The sequence below is a fragment of the Nonomuraea sp. NPDC050643 genome (genome assembly GCF_040654715.1).
Classification (GTDB): Bacteria; Actinomycetota; Actinomycetes; order Streptosporangiales; family Streptosporangiaceae; genus Nonomuraea.
In genome coordinates this window covers 158,522-177,361 of sequence record NZ_JBFAIM010000020.1, presented here as the reverse complement: position 1 = coordinate 177,361, position 18,840 = coordinate 158,522, and the positions used below count along the sequence as shown (strand labels likewise).

The 18,840-nt window shown below is 73.1% G+C and carries 17 protein-coding genes; 9 read left to right on the top strand and 8 right to left on the bottom strand.

From position 1 onward, the window contains the following. Positions 1-33: 33 nt before the first annotated feature. The 5 genes from AB0I15_RS27520 to AB0I15_RS27500 are packed head-to-tail and all read left to right on the top strand — an operon-like array spanning position 34 to position 7,457. Positions 34-1,653, top strand: coding sequence for an SWIM zinc finger family protein (locus AB0I15_RS27520; RefSeq protein WP_358101421.1), 1,620 nt, complete (start codon positions 34-36; stop codon positions 1,651-1,653). Further along, on the top strand, positions 1,650-2,993 hold the full coding sequence (locus AB0I15_RS27515) for a DUF5691 domain-containing protein (protein WP_358101335.1): 1,344 nt from the start codon (positions 1,650-1,652) through the stop codon (positions 2,991-2,993). Before AB0I15_RS27520 ends, AB0I15_RS27515 begins: the two co-directional genes overlap by 4 nt. After that, complete coding sequence (locus AB0I15_RS27510) at positions 2,990-4,054, top strand: AAA family ATPase (protein WP_358101332.1); 1,065 nt, start codon at positions 2,990-2,992, stop codon at positions 4,052-4,054. Before AB0I15_RS27515 ends, AB0I15_RS27510 begins: the two co-directional genes overlap by 4 nt. Beyond that, complete coding sequence (locus AB0I15_RS27505) at positions 4,051-6,315, top strand: DUF5682 family protein (RefSeq protein ID WP_358101329.1); 2,265 nt, start codon at positions 4,051-4,053, stop codon at positions 6,313-6,315. Before AB0I15_RS27510 ends, AB0I15_RS27505 begins: the two co-directional genes overlap by 4 nt. Beyond that, positions 6,312-7,457, top strand: coding sequence for a VWA domain-containing protein (locus AB0I15_RS27500; RefSeq protein WP_358101326.1), 1,146 nt, complete (start codon positions 6,312-6,314; stop codon positions 7,455-7,457). The genes AB0I15_RS27505 and AB0I15_RS27500 overlap by 4 nt, the downstream gene beginning before the upstream one ends. A gap of 26 nt (positions 7,458-7,483) precedes the next feature. Here the strand turns inward: AB0I15_RS27500 and AB0I15_RS27495 are convergent, their stop codons facing one another. Then, positions 7,484-8,929 (bottom strand): DHA2 family efflux MFS transporter permease subunit, encoded by a 1,446-nt coding sequence (locus AB0I15_RS27495; protein ID WP_358101324.1) that lies wholly within the window; start codon positions 8,927-8,929, stop codon positions 7,484-7,486. 98 nt (positions 8,930-9,027) lie between these two features. Between AB0I15_RS27495 and AB0I15_RS27490 the strand changes: the two genes are divergently transcribed. The 3 genes from AB0I15_RS27490 (at position 9,028) to AB0I15_RS27480 (ending at position 12,243) form a co-directional block, all read left to right on the top strand. Beyond that, positions 9,028-9,768, top strand: coding sequence for a TetR/AcrR family transcriptional regulator C-terminal domain-containing protein (locus AB0I15_RS27490; RefSeq protein WP_358101321.1), 741 nt, complete (start codon positions 9,028-9,030; stop codon positions 9,766-9,768). A gap of 77 nt (positions 9,769-9,845) precedes the next feature. Continuing rightward, positions 9,846-11,228, top strand: a complete 1,383-nt coding sequence (locus AB0I15_RS27485) for an MFS transporter (protein WP_358101318.1) — start codon at positions 9,846-9,848, stop codon at positions 11,226-11,228. A gap of 10 nt (positions 11,229-11,238) precedes the next feature. Then, positions 11,239-12,243: an enolase C-terminal domain-like protein gene (locus tag AB0I15_RS27480; RefSeq protein ID WP_358101315.1), complete on the top strand. Its 1,005-nt coding sequence runs from the start codon at positions 11,239-11,241 to the stop codon at positions 12,241-12,243. 91 nt (positions 12,244-12,334) lie between these two features. Here the strand turns inward: AB0I15_RS27480 and AB0I15_RS27475 are convergent, their stop codons facing one another. From AB0I15_RS27475 to AB0I15_RS27460, 4 genes are all read right to left on the bottom strand, one after another. Continuing rightward, positions 12,335-12,574, bottom strand: coding sequence for a hypothetical protein (locus AB0I15_RS27475; RefSeq protein ID WP_358101312.1), 240 nt, complete (start codon positions 12,572-12,574; stop codon positions 12,335-12,337). 87 nt (positions 12,575-12,661) lie between these two features. Further along, positions 12,662-13,003: a hypothetical protein gene (locus AB0I15_RS27470; RefSeq protein ID WP_358101309.1), complete on the bottom strand. Its 342-nt coding sequence runs from the start codon at positions 13,001-13,003 to the stop codon at positions 12,662-12,664. Between the two features lie 2 nt (positions 13,004-13,005). After that, positions 13,006-14,652, bottom strand: coding sequence for a YwqJ-related putative deaminase (locus AB0I15_RS27465; RefSeq protein WP_358101307.1), 1,647 nt, complete (start codon positions 14,650-14,652; stop codon positions 13,006-13,008). A gap of 103 nt (positions 14,653-14,755) precedes the next feature. Continuing rightward, on the bottom strand, positions 14,756-15,841 hold the full coding sequence (locus tag AB0I15_RS27460; protein ID WP_358101304.1) for an MFS transporter: 1,086 nt from the start codon (positions 15,839-15,841) through the stop codon (positions 14,756-14,758). A 33-nt stretch (positions 15,842-15,874) separates the two neighbouring features. On the opposite strand from AB0I15_RS27460, the gene AB0I15_RS27455 reads away from it, so the two are divergent. After that, the gene (locus AB0I15_RS27455; RefSeq protein WP_358101301.1) at positions 15,875-16,387 is read left to right on the top strand and encodes a GntR family transcriptional regulator; all 513 of its coding nucleotides are present in this window, start codon (positions 15,875-15,877) and stop codon (positions 16,385-16,387) included. A gap of 150 nt (positions 16,388-16,537) precedes the next feature. On the opposite strand, the gene AB0I15_RS27450 is transcribed toward AB0I15_RS27455, so the two are convergent. From AB0I15_RS27450 to AB0I15_RS27440, 3 genes are all read right to left on the bottom strand, one after another. Continuing rightward, positions 16,538-16,711: a hypothetical protein gene (locus tag AB0I15_RS27450; protein ID WP_358101298.1), complete on the bottom strand. Its 174-nt coding sequence runs from the start codon at positions 16,709-16,711 to the stop codon at positions 16,538-16,540. Positions 16,712-16,899: 188 nt separating this feature from the next. Then, complete coding sequence (locus AB0I15_RS27445) at positions 16,900-17,538, bottom strand: TetR/AcrR family transcriptional regulator (RefSeq protein ID WP_358101295.1); 639 nt, start codon at positions 17,536-17,538, stop codon at positions 16,900-16,902. Positions 17,539-17,608: 70 nt separating this feature from the next. Then, positions 17,609-18,751 carry an ROK family transcriptional regulator gene (locus AB0I15_RS27440; RefSeq protein ID WP_358101292.1) on the bottom strand — a complete coding sequence of 381 codons (1,143 nt, stop codon included), beginning with the start codon at positions 18,749-18,751 and terminating at the stop codon, positions 17,609-17,611. Positions 18,752-18,840: the final 89 nt, after the last annotated feature.

The following is an 18,840-nucleotide window of genomic DNA, read 5'->3' as shown; positions in this document are numbered from 1 at the left end:
GGGGCCGAACTGTTCCCGGGAAGCCGGCGCGAAATGTCGGTCGGGGTGGCTAGTCTGCGGCAGGTGATCGATCGGTGGAGCCGTGATCAGGTGCTCGCCCTCGCCCCCGACGCCTCCTCCCAGAAGGCGGCGCAGGGGGTCGCGGCACCTGGGAAGTGGTCGTTACGCGGCGCGACGGGCACGGTCCTCTACGGCGAGTGCAAGGGCAGTGGGGCCAACCCCTATCTGGCGTGCGTCGATCTGACCGAGCCCGCATACCGGTGCAGTTGCCCCAGCCGGAAGTTCCCCTGCAAGCATGCGCTGGGGCTGCTGCTCATGTGGTCCGCCGACGGGATTCCCGCGCTGGAGGCGATGCCGCCGTGGGTGGCGGAGTGGCTGGAGTCGCGGGCCGAGCGGGCCGAGAAGGCGGCGGCCAAGCTCGAGGCCGCCCGCGCCAGGGTCGCCGCCGAAGCCGCCGAAGCCGCCGAAGCGGCCGAAGCCGCCGAAGCGGCCGAAGCCCCTGAAGCCGGGCAGCCTGGACGGGCCGGGCAGGGTGGGCAGGGCGGTGAAGCGGGGGCCTTCGCGGCGGGTGGGCGAGCCGGTGACGCCGACGGTGGTGCCGGTGCGGTCGCGCGGGCCGGGGGTGGTGGTTCCGGGTTCGCCGGTGGGGCGGCCTCCGGGGTGGAGTCCGTACGTCATGGGCGGGTGGCCTCGGGGCTGGGGGAGCTGGAGCGGTGGCTGGCCGACCAGGTGCGTCAGGGGCTGGCCGGGGCCGCCGAGCACGACTGGGACGGGCTGGCCAAGCGGCTCATCGACGCCCAGGCGCCCGGCGTCGCCGGGGTCGTGTCCCGGTTGTCGCGCGTGCGGGCCGAGGACGACTGGCCGGGGCGGCTGCTCGAGGAATACGCCCTGATCAACCTGCTCGCCGTCGCCTACCGCAAGCGGGCCGGGCTGCCGGGGCCGCTCGCGCACACCGTCCTCATCCGGGCCGGATTCCCCGTCACCAGGGAAGAGGTGCTGGCCGGGCCGGTGGTGCGGGATCACTGGGACGTTCTGGGCAGGCGCGACGAGGCGCAGGACCGGTTGACGGCCCGCCGGGTCTGGTTGCGGGGGCGCCGCACGGGCAGGGCCGCGCTCATCCTGTCGTTCGCGCCGCAGGGGCAGCCGCTGGACGCCTCCCTGGTCACGGGCACAACGATCGACGCCGACCTCACCTACTATCCGGGCGCCGCTCCCCTGCGCGCCCTGGTAGCCACCCGCCACGGCACCGTCCCGACTCCGGCTCCGGCCCGGGCCCCGGCTCACGGCACCGCCCCTGCCCCTGCCCCTGCCCCCCTCCCGGCCCCGGCCCCCGCCGCCCCAGCGTTCGGAGCGGTCGTGTCGGAGGTGGCCAGAGGGGTGCCGCCCGGGGTGTCGGCCGAGGAGGCGCTGGACGAGGTGGCGCGGGCCCTGGGTGAGGATCCGTGGACCGAGTCCTGGCCGTTCGTGCTCGCCGGAGTGGTCCCCGAGCGGGCCTCGATCGGCGGGTTGCCGCTGCACCCCCGCGCCCGCGACCCCTGGCGGCTGATCGCCGTCTCCGGCGGGCGGCCGGTGACCGTGGCCGCCGAATGGAGCCCTCAGGGCCTGCGCCCGCTGACCACCTGGGACGACGAAGGCACGGCGGTGATCCTGTGACCGGCTGGGAGGAGCTGACCTCGACGGCGCTCGTGGGCACCGATCGCAGGCCGTACCAGGGTGATCTGCTCGAGACGGCCGCCGTCGAGGTGGCGCGGCGGCGGGCCGGACGGCGGGTGGGTGAGAGCGGCGGGCAGGAGCGCGCGCCCGAGGAGGAGAGACGGGCCGTGGGCCGGCCGGCCGCCGAGCGGCTGGGCCGGATGCTGGGCGGAGAGCATGAGCGGCTGATTCCCGAGTGGCTGGCCGCCGCGGCGGCGACCGGTCGCCGGGTGCCCCCTTACGTGCTGCCCGAGCTGCTCGAACGCGGCCGGCGCGACCGCTCCATCCGGGTGCACCTCGGTGTGCTGGCCGGGCACCGGGGCCGCTGGCTGGCCGGGCTCAATCCCGCCTGGGACTACCTGCTGGAGGAGCCCACGGGCGAGACGTGGGAGCTGGGCGGCGCCGCCGACCGGCGCGAGCACCTGCGCGCGCTCAGGGCGGCCGACCCGGGCAGGGCGCGGCGGCTGCTGGAGAGCACGTGGGAGCGCGAGGGGCCCGACGACCGGGCCGAGTTCGTCGAGGTGCTGGCCGCCGGGCTGAGCATGGACGACGAGCCGTTCCTGGAGCAGGCGCTCGACGACCGCCGCCGGGAGGTGCGCCAGGCCGCCGCCAACCTGCTCACCCGCCTGCCGGACTCACGCCTGTCGCAGCGCATGGCCGAGCGCGTGCGCGCCTGCGTGACCGTACGGAAAGACGTCATCGCCATCGAGGCCCCCGTCGTCTGCGACAAGGAGATGGAACGCGACGGCGTACGCCCCAAGCCGCCCCGCGGGCTCGGCGAGCGGGCCTGGTGGCTGCAGCAGATCATCGCCCGCGCCCCGCTGACCGTGTGGGAGCAGCCGCCCGCCCGGCTGCTCGCGATGAAGATCCCCGACTGGGACACCGAGGTGAAGGCCGCCTGGGTACGCGCGGCCGTGCTGCAGAAGGACCCGGAATGGGCGCGGGCCATGTTCGGCTGGGACCCGATCGCGGACCTGCTCGACTCGCTCCCGCCCGCCGAGCAGCAGGAGCTGGCCGCCGACTTCGTCAGGGAACACGACCTGGACAGCCAGTTGATCATGGTGCTGGGCGGCGTGTCGTCCCACTGGCGCGAGGGCCTGGCCACGGCCGTGCTGCGCAAGATCGTGAAGGTGTCCACCACGCAGCCGTGGAACCTCGGCGAGCTGGTCAAGCTGGCGGGTGAGCACATCGACCCCGCCCTGTTCCCCCTCGCCGAGAGCTACTCGCCGGTCGAGTCCATCCAGCAGGTCGCCGCCCTGCTGCGTTTCCGAGCTGACATGTACAAGGAGCTTGCCCGATGACCGTTCTGCGCGCGCACGCGGAAGACCAGTACGCCGAGGAGCTGGCCGTCCTGGCCAAGGACGACGACCGGCCGCGGCCGCCGGGCTGGAAGCTGTCGCCGTGGGCCGTGACCACCTACCTCCTGGGCGACGGCGACCGCATCACCCCCAAATACGTGGGCGCGCGGCGCATCGTCGAGGTCGCCGTCGCCACCCTGGCGACCGACCGCGCGCTGCTGCTGCTCGGCGTGCCCGGCACCGCGAAGACGTGGCTGTCGGAGCACCTGGCCGCCGCCGTCAGCGGCGACTCGACGCTGCTCGTGCAGGGCACCGCCGGCACCGCCGAGGAGGCCATCCGCTACGGCTGGAACTACGCCAGGCTGCTCGCCGAGGGCCCCTCCATCGAGGCGCTGACCCCTTCGCCCGTGATGCGCGCGATGGCCGAGGGCAGGATCGCCCGCGTCGAGGAGCTCACCCGCATGCCCTCCGACGTCCAGGACGCCCTGATCACCGTCCTGTCGGAGAAGACGCTGCCGATCCCCGAGCTCAACCGCGAGGTCCAGGCCGAGCGCGGCTTCAACGTGATCGCCACGGCCAACGACCGCGACCGCGGCGTCAACGAGCTGTCCAGCGCGCTGCGCCGCCGCTTCAACACGGTCGTGCTGCCGGTGCCCGCCACCGCCGAGGAGGAGGTGGACATCGTGGCGCGCCGCGTCACCCAGCTCGGCCGCGCCCTGGCGCTGCCCGAGACGACGACGGGCCTGGCGGAGATCCGCCGGGTGGTGACGGTGTTCAGGGAGCTGCGCGCGGGGGTGACCGAGGACGGCCGCACCAAGGTCAAGTCGCCGAGCGGCACCCTGTCCACGGCCGAGGCCATCTCGGTGCTCACCAGCGGCATCGCGCTGGCCGCCCACTTCGGTGACGGGGTGTTGCGGCCGTCCGACGTGGCCGCCGGGATCGTCGGCGCGGTGGTGCAGGAGCCGGTGTCCGACCGGGTGGTGTGGCGCGAATACCTGGAGACCGTGGTCCGCGAGCGCTCCGACTGGCGTGACTTCTACCGCGCGTGCCGCGAGGTCTCGTGAACGTCTCGGTCCTCGGCGTACGCCACCACGGCCCCGGCTCGGCCCGCGCCGTGCGGCGCGAGCTCGAACGGCTGCGCCCCGACGCCGTCCTCATCGAGGGCCCGCCGGAGGCCGACGCGCTCATCGGGCACGTGCCCGGCCTGGAACCGCCGGTCGCGCTGCTCGCCCACGTGCCGGGCGCGCCCGACCGCGCGGCGTTCTGGCCGTTCGCCGCGTTCTCCCCCGAATGGCAGGCCATCCTGTACGGCACCGCCGCCGGGATCCCCGTACGCTTCTGCGACCTGCCGGCGGCGCACTCTCTGGCCGCCGCCGAGCCCGAAGACCCTGAGCCGTTCCACGCCGACCCCATCGGCTCCCTGGCCGCCGCCGCCGGCTACGACGACCCGGAACGCTGGTGGGAGGACGTCGTCGAGCACCGCGGCGACACGCCGTTCGAGGTGATCGCGGAGGCCATGTCCGCCGTGCGCGAGGGTCACGAGCCGGGGGCGCGGGAGGCCCGGCGCGAGGCGTACATGCGCAAGACCCTCCGCGCCGCCCTCAAGCAGGGCTTTGGCCGGATCGCGGTGGTCTGCGGCGCCTGGCACGTGCCCGCGCTGGCCGGTCCGCTTCCGTCGGCCACGGCCGACAACGCGCTCCTGCGCGGCCTGCCGAAGGTGAAGGCCGAGCTGGCGTGGGTGCCGTGGACGTACGGGCGGCTGGCCTCGTGGAGCGGCTATGGCGCGGGGATCACCTCGCCCGGCTGGTACCACCACCTGTTCCAGACGCCTGACCGGCCCGTCGAGCGGTGGCTGGCCGAGGCCGCCGCGGTGCTGCGCGACGAGGGCCTCGCGGTGTCGTCCGCGCACGTCATCGAGTCCGTACGGCTGGCCGACAGCCTGGCCGCGCTGCGCGGCCGTCCGCTGGCCGGGCTCGGCGAGGTCACCGAGGCGGCCAGGGCCGTGCTGTGCGAGGGCGACGACCTGGCGGTGGAGCTCATCCAGCGGCGGATGGTCGTCGGCGACCGGCTCGGCCACGTCGGCGACGGCACGCCGATGGTGCCGCTCCAGCGGGATCTGCGCGAACAGCAGCGGCGGCTGAAGCTCAAGCCGGAGGCGCTCGACCGGGAGATCGACCTCGACCTGCGCAAGCCCCTCGACCTCGACCGCAGCCACCTGTTCCACCGGCTGCGGCTGCTCGGCGTGGACTGGGGGACGCCGGGGCAGGCGCGCGGGAAGGGCACGTTCAGGGAGACGTGGACGCTGCGGTGGCGGCCCGAGCACGATCTCGCGCTCATCGAGCACGCCGCCCTCGGCACCACGGTCGTCGCGGCGGCCGGGCGGCGGGCCAGAGACCTCGCCGGGGCCGAGTCGGCGGCGCTGGCGGACCTGACGTCGCTGGTGGAGCAGTGCCTGCTGGCCGACCTGCCGGACGCGCTGCCCGGCGTCCTGGCGGCGTTGTCGGCCAAGGCGGCCCTCGACACCGACGTCACGCACCTGATGGCGGCGCTGCCGGCGATGGTGCGGGCCCACCGCTACGGCGACGTGCGCGGCACTCCGGCCGAGGGGCTGGCGGTGATCGTGCGCTCGATGCTGGAGCGGATCTGCGTCGGGCTGCCCGTCGCGGTCACCAACCTCGACGACGGCGCGGCGGCCGACCTGCTCAAACACGTGGACGCCGTCCACTCGGCGGTCGCCCTCCTCTCCGACCCGGCCCTCACCCCCGGCCCGCCCCCCGCCGATGATCCGGCGCTCGCGGACGGCCCGGCGCTTGAGGAGGGCTCGGCGCTCGCGGACGGTGCGGCGGGGGCCGGTGGGGCGCCGCGTGGGCGGTGGCTGGGCACGTTGCGCGGCCTCAGCGACCGGCAGGACCTGCACGGGCTCATCGAGGGGCGTCTCACCAGGATCCTGCTGGACTCCGGCGAGCTCGACGACCCCGCCGACCGCATGTCCAGGGCGATGTCCCGGGGACAGGGCCCGGCCAGGGCGGCGGCCTGGGTCGAGGGGTTCCTGGCCGGGGGCGGGCTGCTGCTGGTGCACGACCCGCGCCTGCTCGGCCTGCTGGACGACTGGCTCAGCGGCCTGCCGGGCGAGCAGTTCATCGACGTGCTCCCGCTGCTGCGCCGTACGTTCGGCGCCTTCGCCGCGCCGGAGCGCAGGGCCATCGGCGAGCGGCTGCGCTCGGCCGGCCGGGACGAGGGGGAAGGCGAGCAGGACGTGGACGAGCGGCGCGCGGCGGCGGCCGTCTCCACCGTCCTGTCCATCTTGGGGAAGGCGGGCCGATGAGCGCGGCGGACGAGCGGATGCGGCGGTGGCGGCTGGTGCTGGGCGGCGGCGCGGCCGACGGCACCGGGTGCGGCCTGGAGGGCATGGACGCCCGGATGGACGCCGCGCTGGGCGCCGTCTACGACCAGGGCGTCGGCCGGGAGGGCGGGCTCGGCGCGTCCGCTCCGCGCGTGGCCCGCTGGCTGGGCGACATCCGTACCTACTTCCCCTCCACCGTCGTCCAGGTCATGCAGCAGGACGCGATCGAGCGGCTGAACCTCACCAGGCTGCTCCTCGAACCCGAGATGCTCGAGGCCGTGGAGCCCGACGTGCACCTGGTCGGCACCCTGCTCGCGCTCAACAAGGTGATGCCCGACCAGGCCCGCGAGTCGGCCAGGGCGCTGGTGCGCAAGGTCGTCGAGGAGCTGGAGCGCCGCCTGGTCCAGAAGACGAGGGCGGCCGTGACGGGCGCGCTCGACCGCTCGGCGCGGACGCACCGGCCCAAGCGGGTGTCCGACATCGACTGGGACCGCACGATCAGGGTGAACCTCAAGAACTACCTGCCGGACAAGAACACCGTCGTCCCGTCCCGCCTGGTCGGCTACGCGCGCAGGCAGCGCTCCGTGCAGCGCGAGGTGGTGCTGTGCATCGACCAGAGCGGGTCGATGGCGGCCTCGGTGGTGTATTCGAGCGTGTTCGGCGCGGTGCTGGCCTCGATGCGGTCGCTGAAGACCTCGCTGGTGGTGTTCGACACGGCGGTGGTGGACCTCACCGACCAGTTGCACGACCCGGTGGAGCTGCTGTTCGGCACCCAGCTCGGCGGCGGCACCGACATCAACCGGGCCATCGCCTACAGCCAGGGCCTCATCACCCGCCCGGCCGACTCGATCTTCATCCTGATCAGCGACCTGTACGAGGGCGGCGTCAGGCAGGAGATGCTGCGCAGGGTGGCGGCGATGAAGGAGGCCGGCGTCCAGGTGATCGTGCTGCTCGCCCTGTCCGACGAGGGCGCGCCGTTCTACGACCACGAGAACGCCGCGGCGCTGGCCGCGCTGGGGGTGCCCGCTTTCGCCTGCACGCCCGACGCCTTCCCCGACCTGATGGCGGCCGCGATCGAGCGCCGCGACATCGCGCGCTGGGTGGAGCGCCACACCGACCTCTGAGACCGCCGTGAAAGGGGGGCGGGCGGTCAGGGCCCTGCCTGCTCGGCCCTGGCCCGCCGCGGCAGCAGGAACGACAGCACGAACGTCAGCGCCAGCAACCCCACCTCGACCCACGCCGCGACCTGCGCCGCCGCCCCGAAGTCCCACTGGCGCGCGAGCAGGTTGAACAGCAGCGTGCCGAGCACGGCGGTGCCGAGCGCGCCGCCGAGCTGCTGGATCGCGGTCAGGGTGCCGGAGGCGGAGCCGGACTCGTGCGGCTCGACCCCGGCCAGCACGATGTCGAAGAACGGCGCCATGGTCAGCCCCATCCCGATGCCGACGAGGGCGAGGCCGGGGGCGAGCTGCCAGGCGCCGACGTCGAGCCCGGCCAGGTGGATGGTCAGGGCGAGCACGGCCGCGCCCGCCGCCATCACGACGGTGCCGATCTGCAGCAGGCCGCGGCCCAGCCGCTCCTGCAGCCCGGACATCGCCAGCCCGAAGCCCGCCACGCCGCCGAGGGCCTGCGGCAGGCTCGCCAGACCGGCCTGCAGCGGGGTGAATCCGAGCCCTATCTGGGTGTAGAGGCTGAAGACCAGGCTGAAGCCCATCAACCCGGAGAAGAAGGCCAGCCCGGCGACCAGGCCGCCGGTGAAGGCCCGCTTGCGGAACAGGCCGGGCGTGACCAGCGGGTCCCGGCCCGAGGCGGCGCGGCGCGACTCGTAACGGCCGAACACGGCGAACATGACGATCGAGGCCGCCATCGAGGCGAACGTCCAGGCGGGCCAGCCCAGCTCGCGGCCCTGGATGAGCGGGTAGATCAGCAGGAACGCGGCCGCCGAGACGAGCGCGACGCCGGGCAGGTCGAGCCGGGTGGCGTTGGACAGGCGGTATTCGGGCAGGAAGCGCAGCGCGGCCAGCACGGCGGCCAGGCCGATCGGCAGGTTGATCAGGAAGATCATGCGCCAGCCCGTACCGAAGAAGTCGGCGTCGACCAGCCAGCCGGCCAGCACGGGGCCGCCGACGGACGAGATCGTCATGACCGGGCCGAACATGCCGAACGCCTTGCCGAGCTCCTGGGGCGGGAACATCTCCTTGATCAGGCCCAGGCCCTGCGGGATCATCACGGCGCCGAACAGGCCCTGCAGCACCCGGCCGGCGATCAGCATCTCGGGGCTGACGGACACGCCGCACAGCAGGGAGGCGGCGGTGAAGCCGAAGGCGCCGAGCACGAACATGCGCTTCCTGCCGTACAGGTCGCCGAGCCGGCCGCCGGTGATCAGCCCGACCGCCATGGCGAGGGTGTAACCGGCGCCGAGCCACTGCACCAGGCTGTCGGAGCCGCCCAGCTCCTTCTGGATCGTGGGGGCGGCGATCGTGGTCACGAGCGCGTCGAGCAGGTCCATGACCTCGGCGGCCAGGATCACGAACAGGGCTGTCCAGCGCCGGGGATGGGGCTGGACGCCGGTGGCCTCCACGGAGGCGGTGGTGGTCATGGGGGTCTCCTAAGAACGATGTTCAATTCAACGAACGTTGTTCGTTACGAACAACGTTTTTAGTGACGAACGGCGTTCGTGTCAAGTACAGTGTTCGTATGGTGGATCGCACGGAGAAGGACGGGGTGCCCGCGCCCCCCTGGCGCAGATCGCGCAAGCCGGCGCTGCCCAGGCGGCAGCTCAACCAGGAGCTGATCATCGAGGCCGGGCTGCGGATCCTCGACGCCGAAGGGCTCGACGCGCTCAACATGAGACGGGTGGCCCAGGAGCTCGACACGGGGCCCGCCTCGCTCTACGCGCACGTGGCCGGCAAGGACGAGCTGCTCGAACTGATCTACGACCGGGTCCTCGGCGAGATCCGCCTGCCCGAACGCGACGCGAGCCGCTGGAAGGAGCAACTGCGGGCGTACGCGATGGAGGTGCACCGCGTGCTGTCCGCCCACGCCGACGTGGCGAGGGCGGCGCTGGCCAACATCCCCACGGGGGAGAACTCGGTCCGCGCGGGCGAGTTCGTCTTCGGCCTGCTCATCGAGACCGGCATGGCGCCGAGGGAGGCGTCCCTGGTCATGGACCGCCTGTCCCTCTACCTCGTCGGCGACGCCTACGAGGGCTCCCTGCACTACGCCCGGATGCGCGCGGCCGGGATGAGCGACAGGCGCGAATACTTCGAGTCCTTCGTCGGCCAGATCGCCGGCTACTACCGGGCGCTGCCGTCGGAACGCTTTCCGCACGTCAGCAAATACGTGGACGACCTCATCGCCGACGACGGCGAGGAACGCTTCCGCTACGGCCTCGAACTGCTGCTCGACGGCGTCGAGGCCCGGATGCCGAGACGGTGAGCCCGCCCGCCTTAGGGCTAATGGCCTAGGCCCCGCGCCCGATGTGCTGACCTGGGGGTTCGTCATAGCGTGCCGCTATGACGACGACGGTTGAACGATCTCCGGCACCCCCGGTCAGCGTGGTGTCCCCGCAATATCGCGCGCTCAGCGTGGGATTGGTCGCGCTGGTCACCTTGCAGGCGTTCGAGGCGATGGCGGTGGCCACCGCGATGCCCACCGTGGCGCGCGACCTGGACGGCATGCACCTGTACAACCTGGCCTTCAGCGCCACCCTGGCGGCCAGCGTGATCGCCACGGTGCTGGGCGGTCGCTGGAGCGACGTACGGGGGCCGCTCCAGCCGATCGCCGCCGGCGTGGGCGCCTTCGTGGCGGGGCTGCTGCTGGCCGGGTTCGCGCCGAACATGGAGGTGTTCGTGGCGGGCCGGTTCGTGCAGGGGCTCGGCACCGGATTGACCCAGGTGGCGCTGTACGTGCTGGTCGCCAGGGTCTATCCGGGGGCGATGCATCCCAAGGTGTTCGCCCTGTTCTCGGCGGCCTGGGTGGTGCCCTCGATGATCGGCCCCGCGATCGCCGGATTCGTGGTCGAGAACATCGACTGGCGGTGGATCTTCCTCGGCGTCGTCCTCATCGTCATCCCCTCGGCGCTGCTGCTCTGGCGCGGCACCGTGGGCAGGGCGATCGAGAACGGCATCGCCGAGCCCGCCCCCGGCCTCGGCCGCAAGCTCATCTGGGCCACGCTGACCGCCGTGGCCGCCGCCCTGATCCAGTACGGCAGCGCACTCAAGCTCGCCGGCCTGCCCCTGCTCGCGACCGGCGTCGTCCTGCTGGCCGTGGCCCTGCCCAGACTGCTGCTGCCCGGCTCGCTGAGGGCCGCCCGCGGCCTGCCCAGCGGGCCCGTGCTGCGCGGCCTGGCCTTCGGCGCGTTCACGGCGGCCGAGGTGCTCATCCCCCTCATGCTCATGAACGAGCGCGGCCTGAGCCCCACCGGCGCGGGCATCGTGCTGACGGTCGGGGCGCTCGGCTGGTCCACCGGCTCCTGGATCAAGGGCCGCGGCATGATCGGCAACCTGACCGCCATCCGCGGCGGCGCCGCCATGATCGCCATCGGCATCGGGCTGGTGACGCTGGTGCTGATCGACTCGATGCCGCTCGCGATCGCGCACGTGGCCATGGCCATCGGCGGGCTCGGCATCGGCGCCCTGCACCCCACGGTGTCGGTGCTGGTGCTGGAGATGTCCGCGGAGGGCGAGGAGGGCAACAACACCGCGGCCGTGGGCGTGGGGGAGTCGGTGTTCACCGTGGTGGCCGTCGCGGTCAGCGGCGCCCTGTTCACCGCCGCCGGCGGGAACTACGTGGCGGGTCTGGCCTTCACCGCCGCGCTGGGCATTGTGGCCGTACTCGTGGCCCCGCGTTTTGTGCACGCCCCGGCAGCAGGCACTATGGAGGAGACCGCGTCATAAAGGGGGGTACATGCCGCGAGTGCGGGAGCTTGAGGTATTCCGGCTGGTCCTGCCCTACGGCAGGAGGTCGGAGAGCCTGCTCGTGAAACTCACCGACCAGGGCGGCATGACCGGCTGGGGCGAGGCGACCTCCCCCCAGCCCAAGACCTGGGCCAGGCTCGAGGAGAGCCTGGCCGCGCTGCTGATCGGGGTGGACTGGGAGCACCCCGACTCCGTGCCGAGCGGCGACTCGGCGGTCGACATGGCCTGCTGGGACCTGTGGACCAGGATGCGCGGGGTGCCGCTCGCCGAGGCGATCGGCGGCACCCGCACCTCGCTGATGGCCACCGTCCGGCTGGCCCCCGACCCGTCGATCGAGAGCCTCGTGTCCCGGGTCAACCAGCAGGTCTGCGCCGGCTACGGGCACGTCACGCTGGACATCAGGCCCGGGTGGGACGTCGAGCCGGTGCGGGCGGTGCGGGCGGCGTACCCGGCGCTGACGCTGGCCGTCGACTGCGGCAACGCCTACTCCGACCTCGGCCAGCTCGTCGCGCTCGACTCCTACGGCCTGGAGGTCATCGAGCGGCCGTTCGCGGTGGGCGACACCTACTCCCATGCCTCGCTCCAGGACCAGGTGACCGCCTCGGTCGCGGTCGAGGTCGGCACGACGACCGAGCTGGACGACTACCTGACGCTGCGGGCGGCGCGCGTCCTGCTGCTGCGGCCCTCCTCGTTCCCCTCGCTGTCGGAGGCCAGGCGGGCCCACGACCGGGCCGCGGCGGCGGGCTGGGACATCCAGTGCGCGGGCGGCCAGGGGGCGGGCCTGGCCAGGGCGGCCACGGTGGCGGTGGCCAGCCTGCCGGGGTGCACGCTGCCGTGCGACGTCACGCAGCCGCCACGCCAGAACCAGATCGTCACCCCGATCGTGGGGGCGAACGCCGGGGTCATCGCCGTGCCGCTGACGCAGTCCGGGCTGGGGCACGACATCGACGAGACGCGGCTGCGGCGTATGGCCAAGGACCTGTTCCACGCGTGACGGGGGCGTGATCAAGGCGTTTCACCGGCGCTGCCCGCCGTTTCCCTGGACGACCTGGCCGCCGCGACCCAGGTGGTCGCGACGGGCGCCTTCACCTGGCACCGCGTACCGGGGAGGAGCCGACGACCTCTACGAGAGCTTCCGGTGGAAGATCGGCCACGGCGACCTGCTGGCTCGTGTCCGCTCCCGGGCCGCCGCCCTCGCGAGCGAGCAGCCGCCCCGCGTCGAACGCGAGGCGGTGCTCGACGCCACCACCCGCCTCTTGGGCCCGGCCGGTGACCGGGGCGACCTGGTAGAACTTGCGGCTAGGGCGGAACGAGGGGAGCCGCACGGGCTGCCGCCGGGAGGGGCCGGCGACGGGGCGTGAGCGTGCCGCGCGGGCTCGCGCTTCCCGCTGACGGAGTCGGCGGCCGGCCCTTCACTGGCCGGGCTGAGCGATGGGGTCGCCGTTCTCGTCCCACCACTGCTGGCTCACGACCTGGCCGCCGCGGAGCAGCTTGTCCCGGGCGAGCCTGCCGTTGGGATGCCACTCGCGCTCCCGGACGGTCCACCCGAATTCGTAGATGTTCTCCACCCACAGCGAGCCGTCGGCGCGGAACTGGCGCTCGGGGCCGTCCTGGACGCCGTCGGTGAAGGACGACTCGGCGAGCAGGCGCCCGTCGGGGAAGGTCTCGACGGTGACGCCGGTGAACCGCTCTCCGTTGTAGGTGACCCGGTCCTGGTCGTCTTCGTGGGTGTCGTGCAGAGGCACTCGGAGCATGGCTATGCCGTCCTCCTGCCGGGGATCGCGTCGATGGGGCCCAGGATAGCGGTGCAGTTCGGGCAGCACGGGGCGGGCAATCCGGCGCCGCCGCCGTAGAGGCGCCGGTTGTCGATCATGATCTCGGACAGGTGGGCCTCTCCGGTGGGGGCGCCGACCGTCTCCCTGGCCCACAGCGCCTGGTTGGTCGCCACCACCTCCGAGTGTGTCCCGGCCATGTCCGGGTCCGGGTAGCCGCCCTGGCGCCCCGCGCCGTAGTCGTAGGCGGTGGGGTGCTCGGCGGCGAAGTCGTTCAGCTCGTCGAGCCGGGTCTGCAGAGTGGGGTGGAGGTCCGATGGCACTTCGTGGGGGATCGTCCGGTTGTCGGCTTCGAAGAGCTGCCCGGTGCGGCGGTCGAAGGCGAGAGAGTGCATCCTGCCGGTCGTCCGCCTGGTGAAGTTCTCCGGATCGGTGCGCTGCAGGTCCTGGTAGAGGGCGTTGCGTTGGCCGGCGACCTCCTGGACGTATTCGCGTACCGGCCGGCCGTCCACCGTGTCGATCAGCCCGTCGCGCCCGCGCGTCATGGGGAGCCCCCTGGGATCGGGTAGGTCGTGACCGGTGCGCCGCAGACGTGAGGGGGCGTCCGCCAGGGCGCGGGCCGCCGGGCCGGGTTCGTGGCGGGCGGCGCGGCCGAAGAGCTTGCCGAAGCCGGCGCGGACGGCCTTCGCGGCGGCCCCGAGCCCCGCGACCACCCCACCGGCCTGCGCGAGCAGCCCCACGCCCTTCCCGCCCGGCAGCATCCCGATGCCGTCCAGGATGACCTGCCCGAGGCCGGCCTTGCCCTGGCGGTACTTGTTCAGCGAGTCCCCGAGCACGAGCGCCCCGGCGACCACCACCGTGCCCATCAGGAGCACTCCCGCGAGCCCGCCCGTGCCGATGACGAGCAGGGCGATCCCGGCGACCATGGCGATGTTGCGGGCCAGGTTGACGAAGTCGTCCCAGGAGCGGAACGGCGTCGAGATCGTGTCCCACGCCTGGGCCAGCCACGACCGGTTCTGGATGCCGCTGCCGGCCAGCGCCCGCTCGATCTCCTCGACGGCTCGCGTCTCCGCCTCCGCGCGCAGCCCGGCCGCCTCGTCGGCGATCCGGCGGGCGCGTGCCCTGTCGGCGTCGGCGTTGCGGGCCCGTTCGAGCGCGGGGCGTACCGAGACGGCGACGGCCGGTTCGGCGGTGCCGACCACGTGCTCGACGTCGGAGAGCGTACGCAGCCCGCCGGCGGCGGGCAGGCGGGCGGAGACCTCGCGCAACGCCCCCTGGTACCGCTCATGGGCCGCGCCGCCCTGGCGTAACGCCGCGCCCGCCTGCCCCTTGGCCTGTTCCAGAGTGCCCGCGTACGTCATCAGCGCGTCCCCCGCGCCCCGGTACGCCTTGCCGAGCTTGGCCAGCTCGGCGGGCAGCACGCCCAGCGCCTCGGTGTAGGCGGCCGCGTAGTCGCCGCGCATCCGCAGCGCCGCGCCGCCGCCCGAGACCGTGGCCAGCCGGGCCGTGTTGTGGTCGGCCAGCGCGGCCTGGTCGAGCAGGCCACGGGCGATCGTACGCACCTGGCCGGGGTCTCCCGGGGCGGGGTCGTCCGCCAGCCCCAGCACCTGCCATTCGGTCGGCATGCTCATGACGCCCTCCACGTGGCCGCGCCTTCCGGAAGTTGTACGCGTCCGCGCCCGCGCCGGGTTCAGCGTGAGCGCGAGAAGGCATGGGGCACGCGAAGAGGGGTCTCTACGCCTCCGCCCGCGCCGGGACGCCGATGGGCTCCACGCGCTTGAGGATCACCGCGTACGTGAAGGCGCCCAGCAGCGCGACCCCCGCGATCACCATCAGCGGCACGGTGAACGACGACGTGGCGTCGACCAGCACGCCGATCATGATGGGGCTGACGATGCCGGCGAAGTTCGAGGCGAAGTTCTGGATGCCGCCGATCGAGGCGACGTACCGGTCGGCCGGGGCGACGTCGGCGGGCAGCGACCAGATGTTGGCGGCGGCGAACGTCGAGCCCGCGTACGCGATCGACAGCAGCGCCAGCGCCATCCACGCCTGCGGCACCCACACCGCCACCCCGATCACGGTCGAGACCAGGAACCCGCCCGAGATGAACGTCTTCCTGACCCGCGTCACCGAGTCGCCCGCCGAGATGCGCCGGTCGGCCAGCCAGCCGCCCAGCCACTCGGCGGCGATCGCGACCAGTCCCGGCAGCGCGCCGAACAGCCCCAGCTTGAGCAGGCTGAACTCGCGCTCCTCCACCAGGTAGGTCGGGAAGAACGTGAGGAAGAAGTAGACGACCATGTTGAGGCAGAAGAAGCCCAGCATCATCGCCCAGATCGTGCGGTAGCGGAACAGGTCCCGCCAGCGGATCGCGTTCGCCTCGCCGGCGTCGTCGCCCTCGAACCGGGCGCCGCCCTCGCGCAGGTACGCCAGTTCCTCCTCGCTGATCCGAGGATGCTCCTGCGGATCCCGGTAGGCCCGCCACCAGCCGAACGCCCACACCAGCCCGAGCACGCCGATGACCGCGAACGTCCACCGCCATCCCAGCCACGCGATCAGCGCGGTGACGATGGGCAGCGCGATGACGCCGCCCACCCGGGAGCCGGAGTCCCAGATCCCGGTGGCCAGGGCCCGCTCGTGCCGGGGGAACCAGCGGCCCACGACCTTGGCGCTGGTCGTGGCGGCCGGGCTCTCGCCGATGCCGAGCAGCAGGCGCACCCCGAACAGCGCGGCGAAGTTGCCGGCCAGCGCCGTCAGCGAGGTGAACAGCGACCACCACACGGCGGCGAACGTGAACGTCCGGCGCGGCCCGTACCGGTCCACGAACCAGACGTCTCCCAGACGCCGGTACGCGAGGTGCTGTCAGCCCTGGAGTCGGAGGGCCTGCTGACCAAGGAGGCGCTGCGCGGCTACTCGGTCACCCCCGTGCTCACCGCCGGGCAGGTCGCCGACCTCTACCAGCTCCGGCTGCTCATCGAGCCGTGGGCCGCGGCCAGGGCGGCCGAGCGGATCACCCCCGGAGCCGCCGCCCGCCTGCGCGCGGAGCTGGCCGGCGTGCCGCAGGCCCCCCAGGGCACGCGGTACGAGGACTACCACGACATCGCGGCCCACGACGCCCGCTTCCACGACCTGCTGGCCGAGCTGTCCGGCAGTGAGGCGCTCCGCGAGTCGCTGCGGCGTACCCACTGCCACCTGCACCTGTTCCGCATCGAGTACGAGGGCCGCCGCAGCGGTGAGCCCACGCTCGCCGAGCACGCCCGCATCGCCGAGGCCGTCACCGCGGGCGGCGCGCAGGCGGCCGAGTCGGCGATGCGCGACCACCTCACGGCCGCCCGTGACCGTTTCCTCAGGAGAGGGCCGACCGCATGACGAAGATCGTCCCCGGCCGGCGATGTCCAGGGACACCGGGAGCCGGCCCGGTCGACCTCCATCCCGGTGGCGGTGGGGAGTCGCCGTACTCGGTGGGGCGGTTCCGCGACTACCTGGCGCGACTCCCGCCCTCGCAATCCGCGGGGTCCCTTACCCGATCCAGGGCCGGTCGGCCGGCGCGACGCCGGTCCAGTCGTCGTCCGCGGGCGTCATCCCGATCCGGTCGCGACCGGTGAAGGCGGATCCGTCCTCGATCGTCCCCGCCGCTCCGGCGGCCGGCGCCGCGCTCATCGTGACCGCCGCCCCCGCTACGACCATCCTCATGTCGCCTCTCCCCTCGATCGCCTGTGCGGCGCGGGTCTCCCTCCCCGCCGCCCCCGTCTCCTTCGACTCTTGTTCACCGGGGCCGGTGCCGCGAACGATCGAGGGCCCTCGGTCCAGAAAGCTGGGATGCGTGTCCGGTCGACGGGTGGTCTCCGGAACGACCCGTACGCCGGGCGCCGCGATCGTGCCTAGGCCGGCGGTGCCTCCTCGACGGGCGGGAACAGGTCCCGCCAGCCGAGCTCGACGGACGTGCGGCAGGTGCCGGGGTCGTCTCCCACGCTGACGTAGAGCGCGGTCAGCATGGGGACGCAGTGGTCGAGCGTGCTGCGCGGCAGGGGGCCGTTGGCGACCAGGGAGACCAGGCCGTGGCCGATGGCCCAGCTCTGGATCGCCAGGTCCAGCGGGTCGGTGCCGGCGCGGAAGCGGCCGGCGTCCCTGGCCCGCCGGACGGCCTGGACCAGATGGTCGAGGGTCGCGTCCGCCGCCTTGAGGTCTTCGAGGTCGAAGCCGGCGTCGAACATGACCCTGTAGAGGTCGGGGTGGTCGAGGGCGTTGCGGAGGTAGGCGGCGAGCAGGGCGCTCAGGTCGCGCACCGGGTCCGCGGACCTGGTCATCGTCGCGAAGCCGGCGTCCAGCCGGGTGAAGCCCTCCTGGCGCAGCGCCCGCCACATGCCGTCCATGCCGCCGAAGTGGGTGTAGACGGCCATCGTCGAGACGGAGGTGCCGGCCACCAGCGAGCGCAGGGTGATGGGCTCGCGGGTGCGGAGCATGTGCGCGGCCCGCTCGAGGAGCAGGGTGCGGACCGCGGGGTCCTTCGTCCTCACCATGGCGCACAGGATACATAGCATGGCACTGCTATGTATCCATCTTTGTGATCTACAACGTAAAGGACGTCCGTCAGGGGCCGGCCAGGGCGGCCTCCAGGAGGAGCGTGCCGGCGCCCTGCAGGGCCGCGTCCCTGCCGGCCCGCGCCGGCGCGATCTCCAGGTCCCGCGTCGCCAACGGCAGGCATCGTTCCCATACCGCGGCCCTGATCGAGGTGAGCAGCGGTTCGGCCGCCGACAGGCTGCCGCCCACCGCCACCACGTCCGGGTTGAAGAAGTTCACCAGGACCGTGAGGACCTCGCCCATGCGCCGGCCGGCGTTGCGGACGAGGCTGGTGGCCTCCGGGACCGCGTCGTTGACGAGGGTGACGATGTCGGCCGGGCGGGTCACCGTTATGCCTGATTCCGTCAGGGCGGACATGAGCGCGGCGCCGCTGGCGTACGCCTCCAGGCAGTCCGGGTGGCCGCAGGCGCACAGGATGGAGGAGTCCGAGCGGACCCGGACGTGGCTGATGTCTCCCGCCGCGCCGCGGCCTCGGTGCAGGTGGCCGCCCACGATGACGCCGCAGCCTATGCCGGTGCCGGCTTTGACGACCATGAGGTTGTCGCTGCCGGGCCAGCAGCTGGCTTCGCCGACGGCCATGAGGTTGGCGTCGTTCTCGACGAGGATCGGCAGGTCGTAGCGGGTGGCCAGGTGCTCGGCCACGGGGAAGTCGTTCCAGCCGGGCATGCGGGAGGGGGTGACGACGCGGCGGGTGGCGGGGTCGACGGGGCCGGGGATGCCGGTGCCGACGCCTCTCAGGGGGGTGTTCGGGGGGATGTGTTCGGTCAGGAGGTCGTCGAAGGCGTCGGCGATGCGGTCGAGGGTGGCGCGGGGGCCTTCGGCGATCTCGCAGGGGCGTTCTTCGATGACGAGGGGGGTGCCGCTCAGGTCGAGCAGGCCGAGTCGTACGTGGTGGGCGCCCAGGTCGGCCACCGCGAGGACGCCGGCTTCGGGGGACAGGCGCAGGCGGCGGGGGCGGCGTCCGCCGCGGGAGGTGCCGGAGCCTTCTTCGGCGAGGAGGCCGGCGTCGATGAGTTCTTCGACGCGGAGTGAGACGCTGGAGGCCGCCAGGCCTGCTAAGCGGGCCAGGTCGGCTCGGGACTCGGCCTTGCCGGTGGCGACGAGTCGCAGCAGGTCGCCCTGTGCCCCCTGCACGGGCAGCCGCTGGTTCATGTGAGATACCTACCATGGCGAGACTTCGGCCGACAACGTATTGACTTGCTACGAAATTTCCCACTACGGTCCGCTTTATCTTCGAAATC

Bases quoted from the DNA above. Each gene is read 5' to 3' on its own strand.
- AB0I15_RS27520 (WP_358101421.1), top strand. From the start codon at position 34: ATGTCGGTCGGGGTGGCTAGTCTGCGGCAGGTGATCGATCGGTGGAGC.
- AB0I15_RS27510 (WP_358101332.1), top strand. From the start codon at position 2,990: ATGACCGTTCTGCGCGCGCACGCGGAAGACCAGTACGCCGAGGAGCTG.
- AB0I15_RS27500 (WP_358101326.1), top strand. From the start codon at position 6,312: ATGAGCGCGGCGGACGAGCGGATGCGGCGGTGGCGGCTGGTGCTGGGC.
- AB0I15_RS27495 (WP_358101324.1), bottom strand. From the start codon at position 8,929: ATGACCACCACCGCCTCCGTGGAGGCCACCGGCGTCCAGCCCCATCCC.
- AB0I15_RS27490 (WP_358101321.1), top strand. From the start codon at position 9,028: ATGGTGGATCGCACGGAGAAGGACGGGGTGCCCGCGCCCCCCTGGCGC.
- AB0I15_RS27485 (WP_358101318.1), top strand. From the start codon at position 9,846: ATGACGACGACGGTTGAACGATCTCCGGCACCCCCGGTCAGCGTGGTG.
- AB0I15_RS27480 (WP_358101315.1), top strand. From the start codon at position 11,239: ATGCCGCGAGTGCGGGAGCTTGAGGTATTCCGGCTGGTCCTGCCCTAC.
- AB0I15_RS27470 (WP_358101309.1), bottom strand. From the start codon at position 13,003: ATGCTCCGAGTGCCTCTGCACGACACCCACGAAGACGACCAGGACCGG.
- AB0I15_RS27465 (WP_358101307.1), bottom strand. From the start codon at position 14,652: ATGAGCATGCCGACCGAATGGCAGGTGCTGGGGCTGGCGGACGACCCC.
- AB0I15_RS27450 (WP_358101298.1), bottom strand. From the start codon at position 16,711: ATGAGGATGGTCGTAGCGGGGGCGGCGGTCACGATGAGCGCGGCGCCG.
- AB0I15_RS27445 (WP_358101295.1), bottom strand. From the start codon at position 17,538: ATGGTGAGGACGAAGGACCCCGCGGTCCGCACCCTGCTCCTCGAGCGG.
- AB0I15_RS27440 (WP_358101292.1), bottom strand. From the start codon at position 18,751: ATGAACCAGCGGCTGCCCGTGCAGGGGGCACAGGGCGACCTGCTGCGA.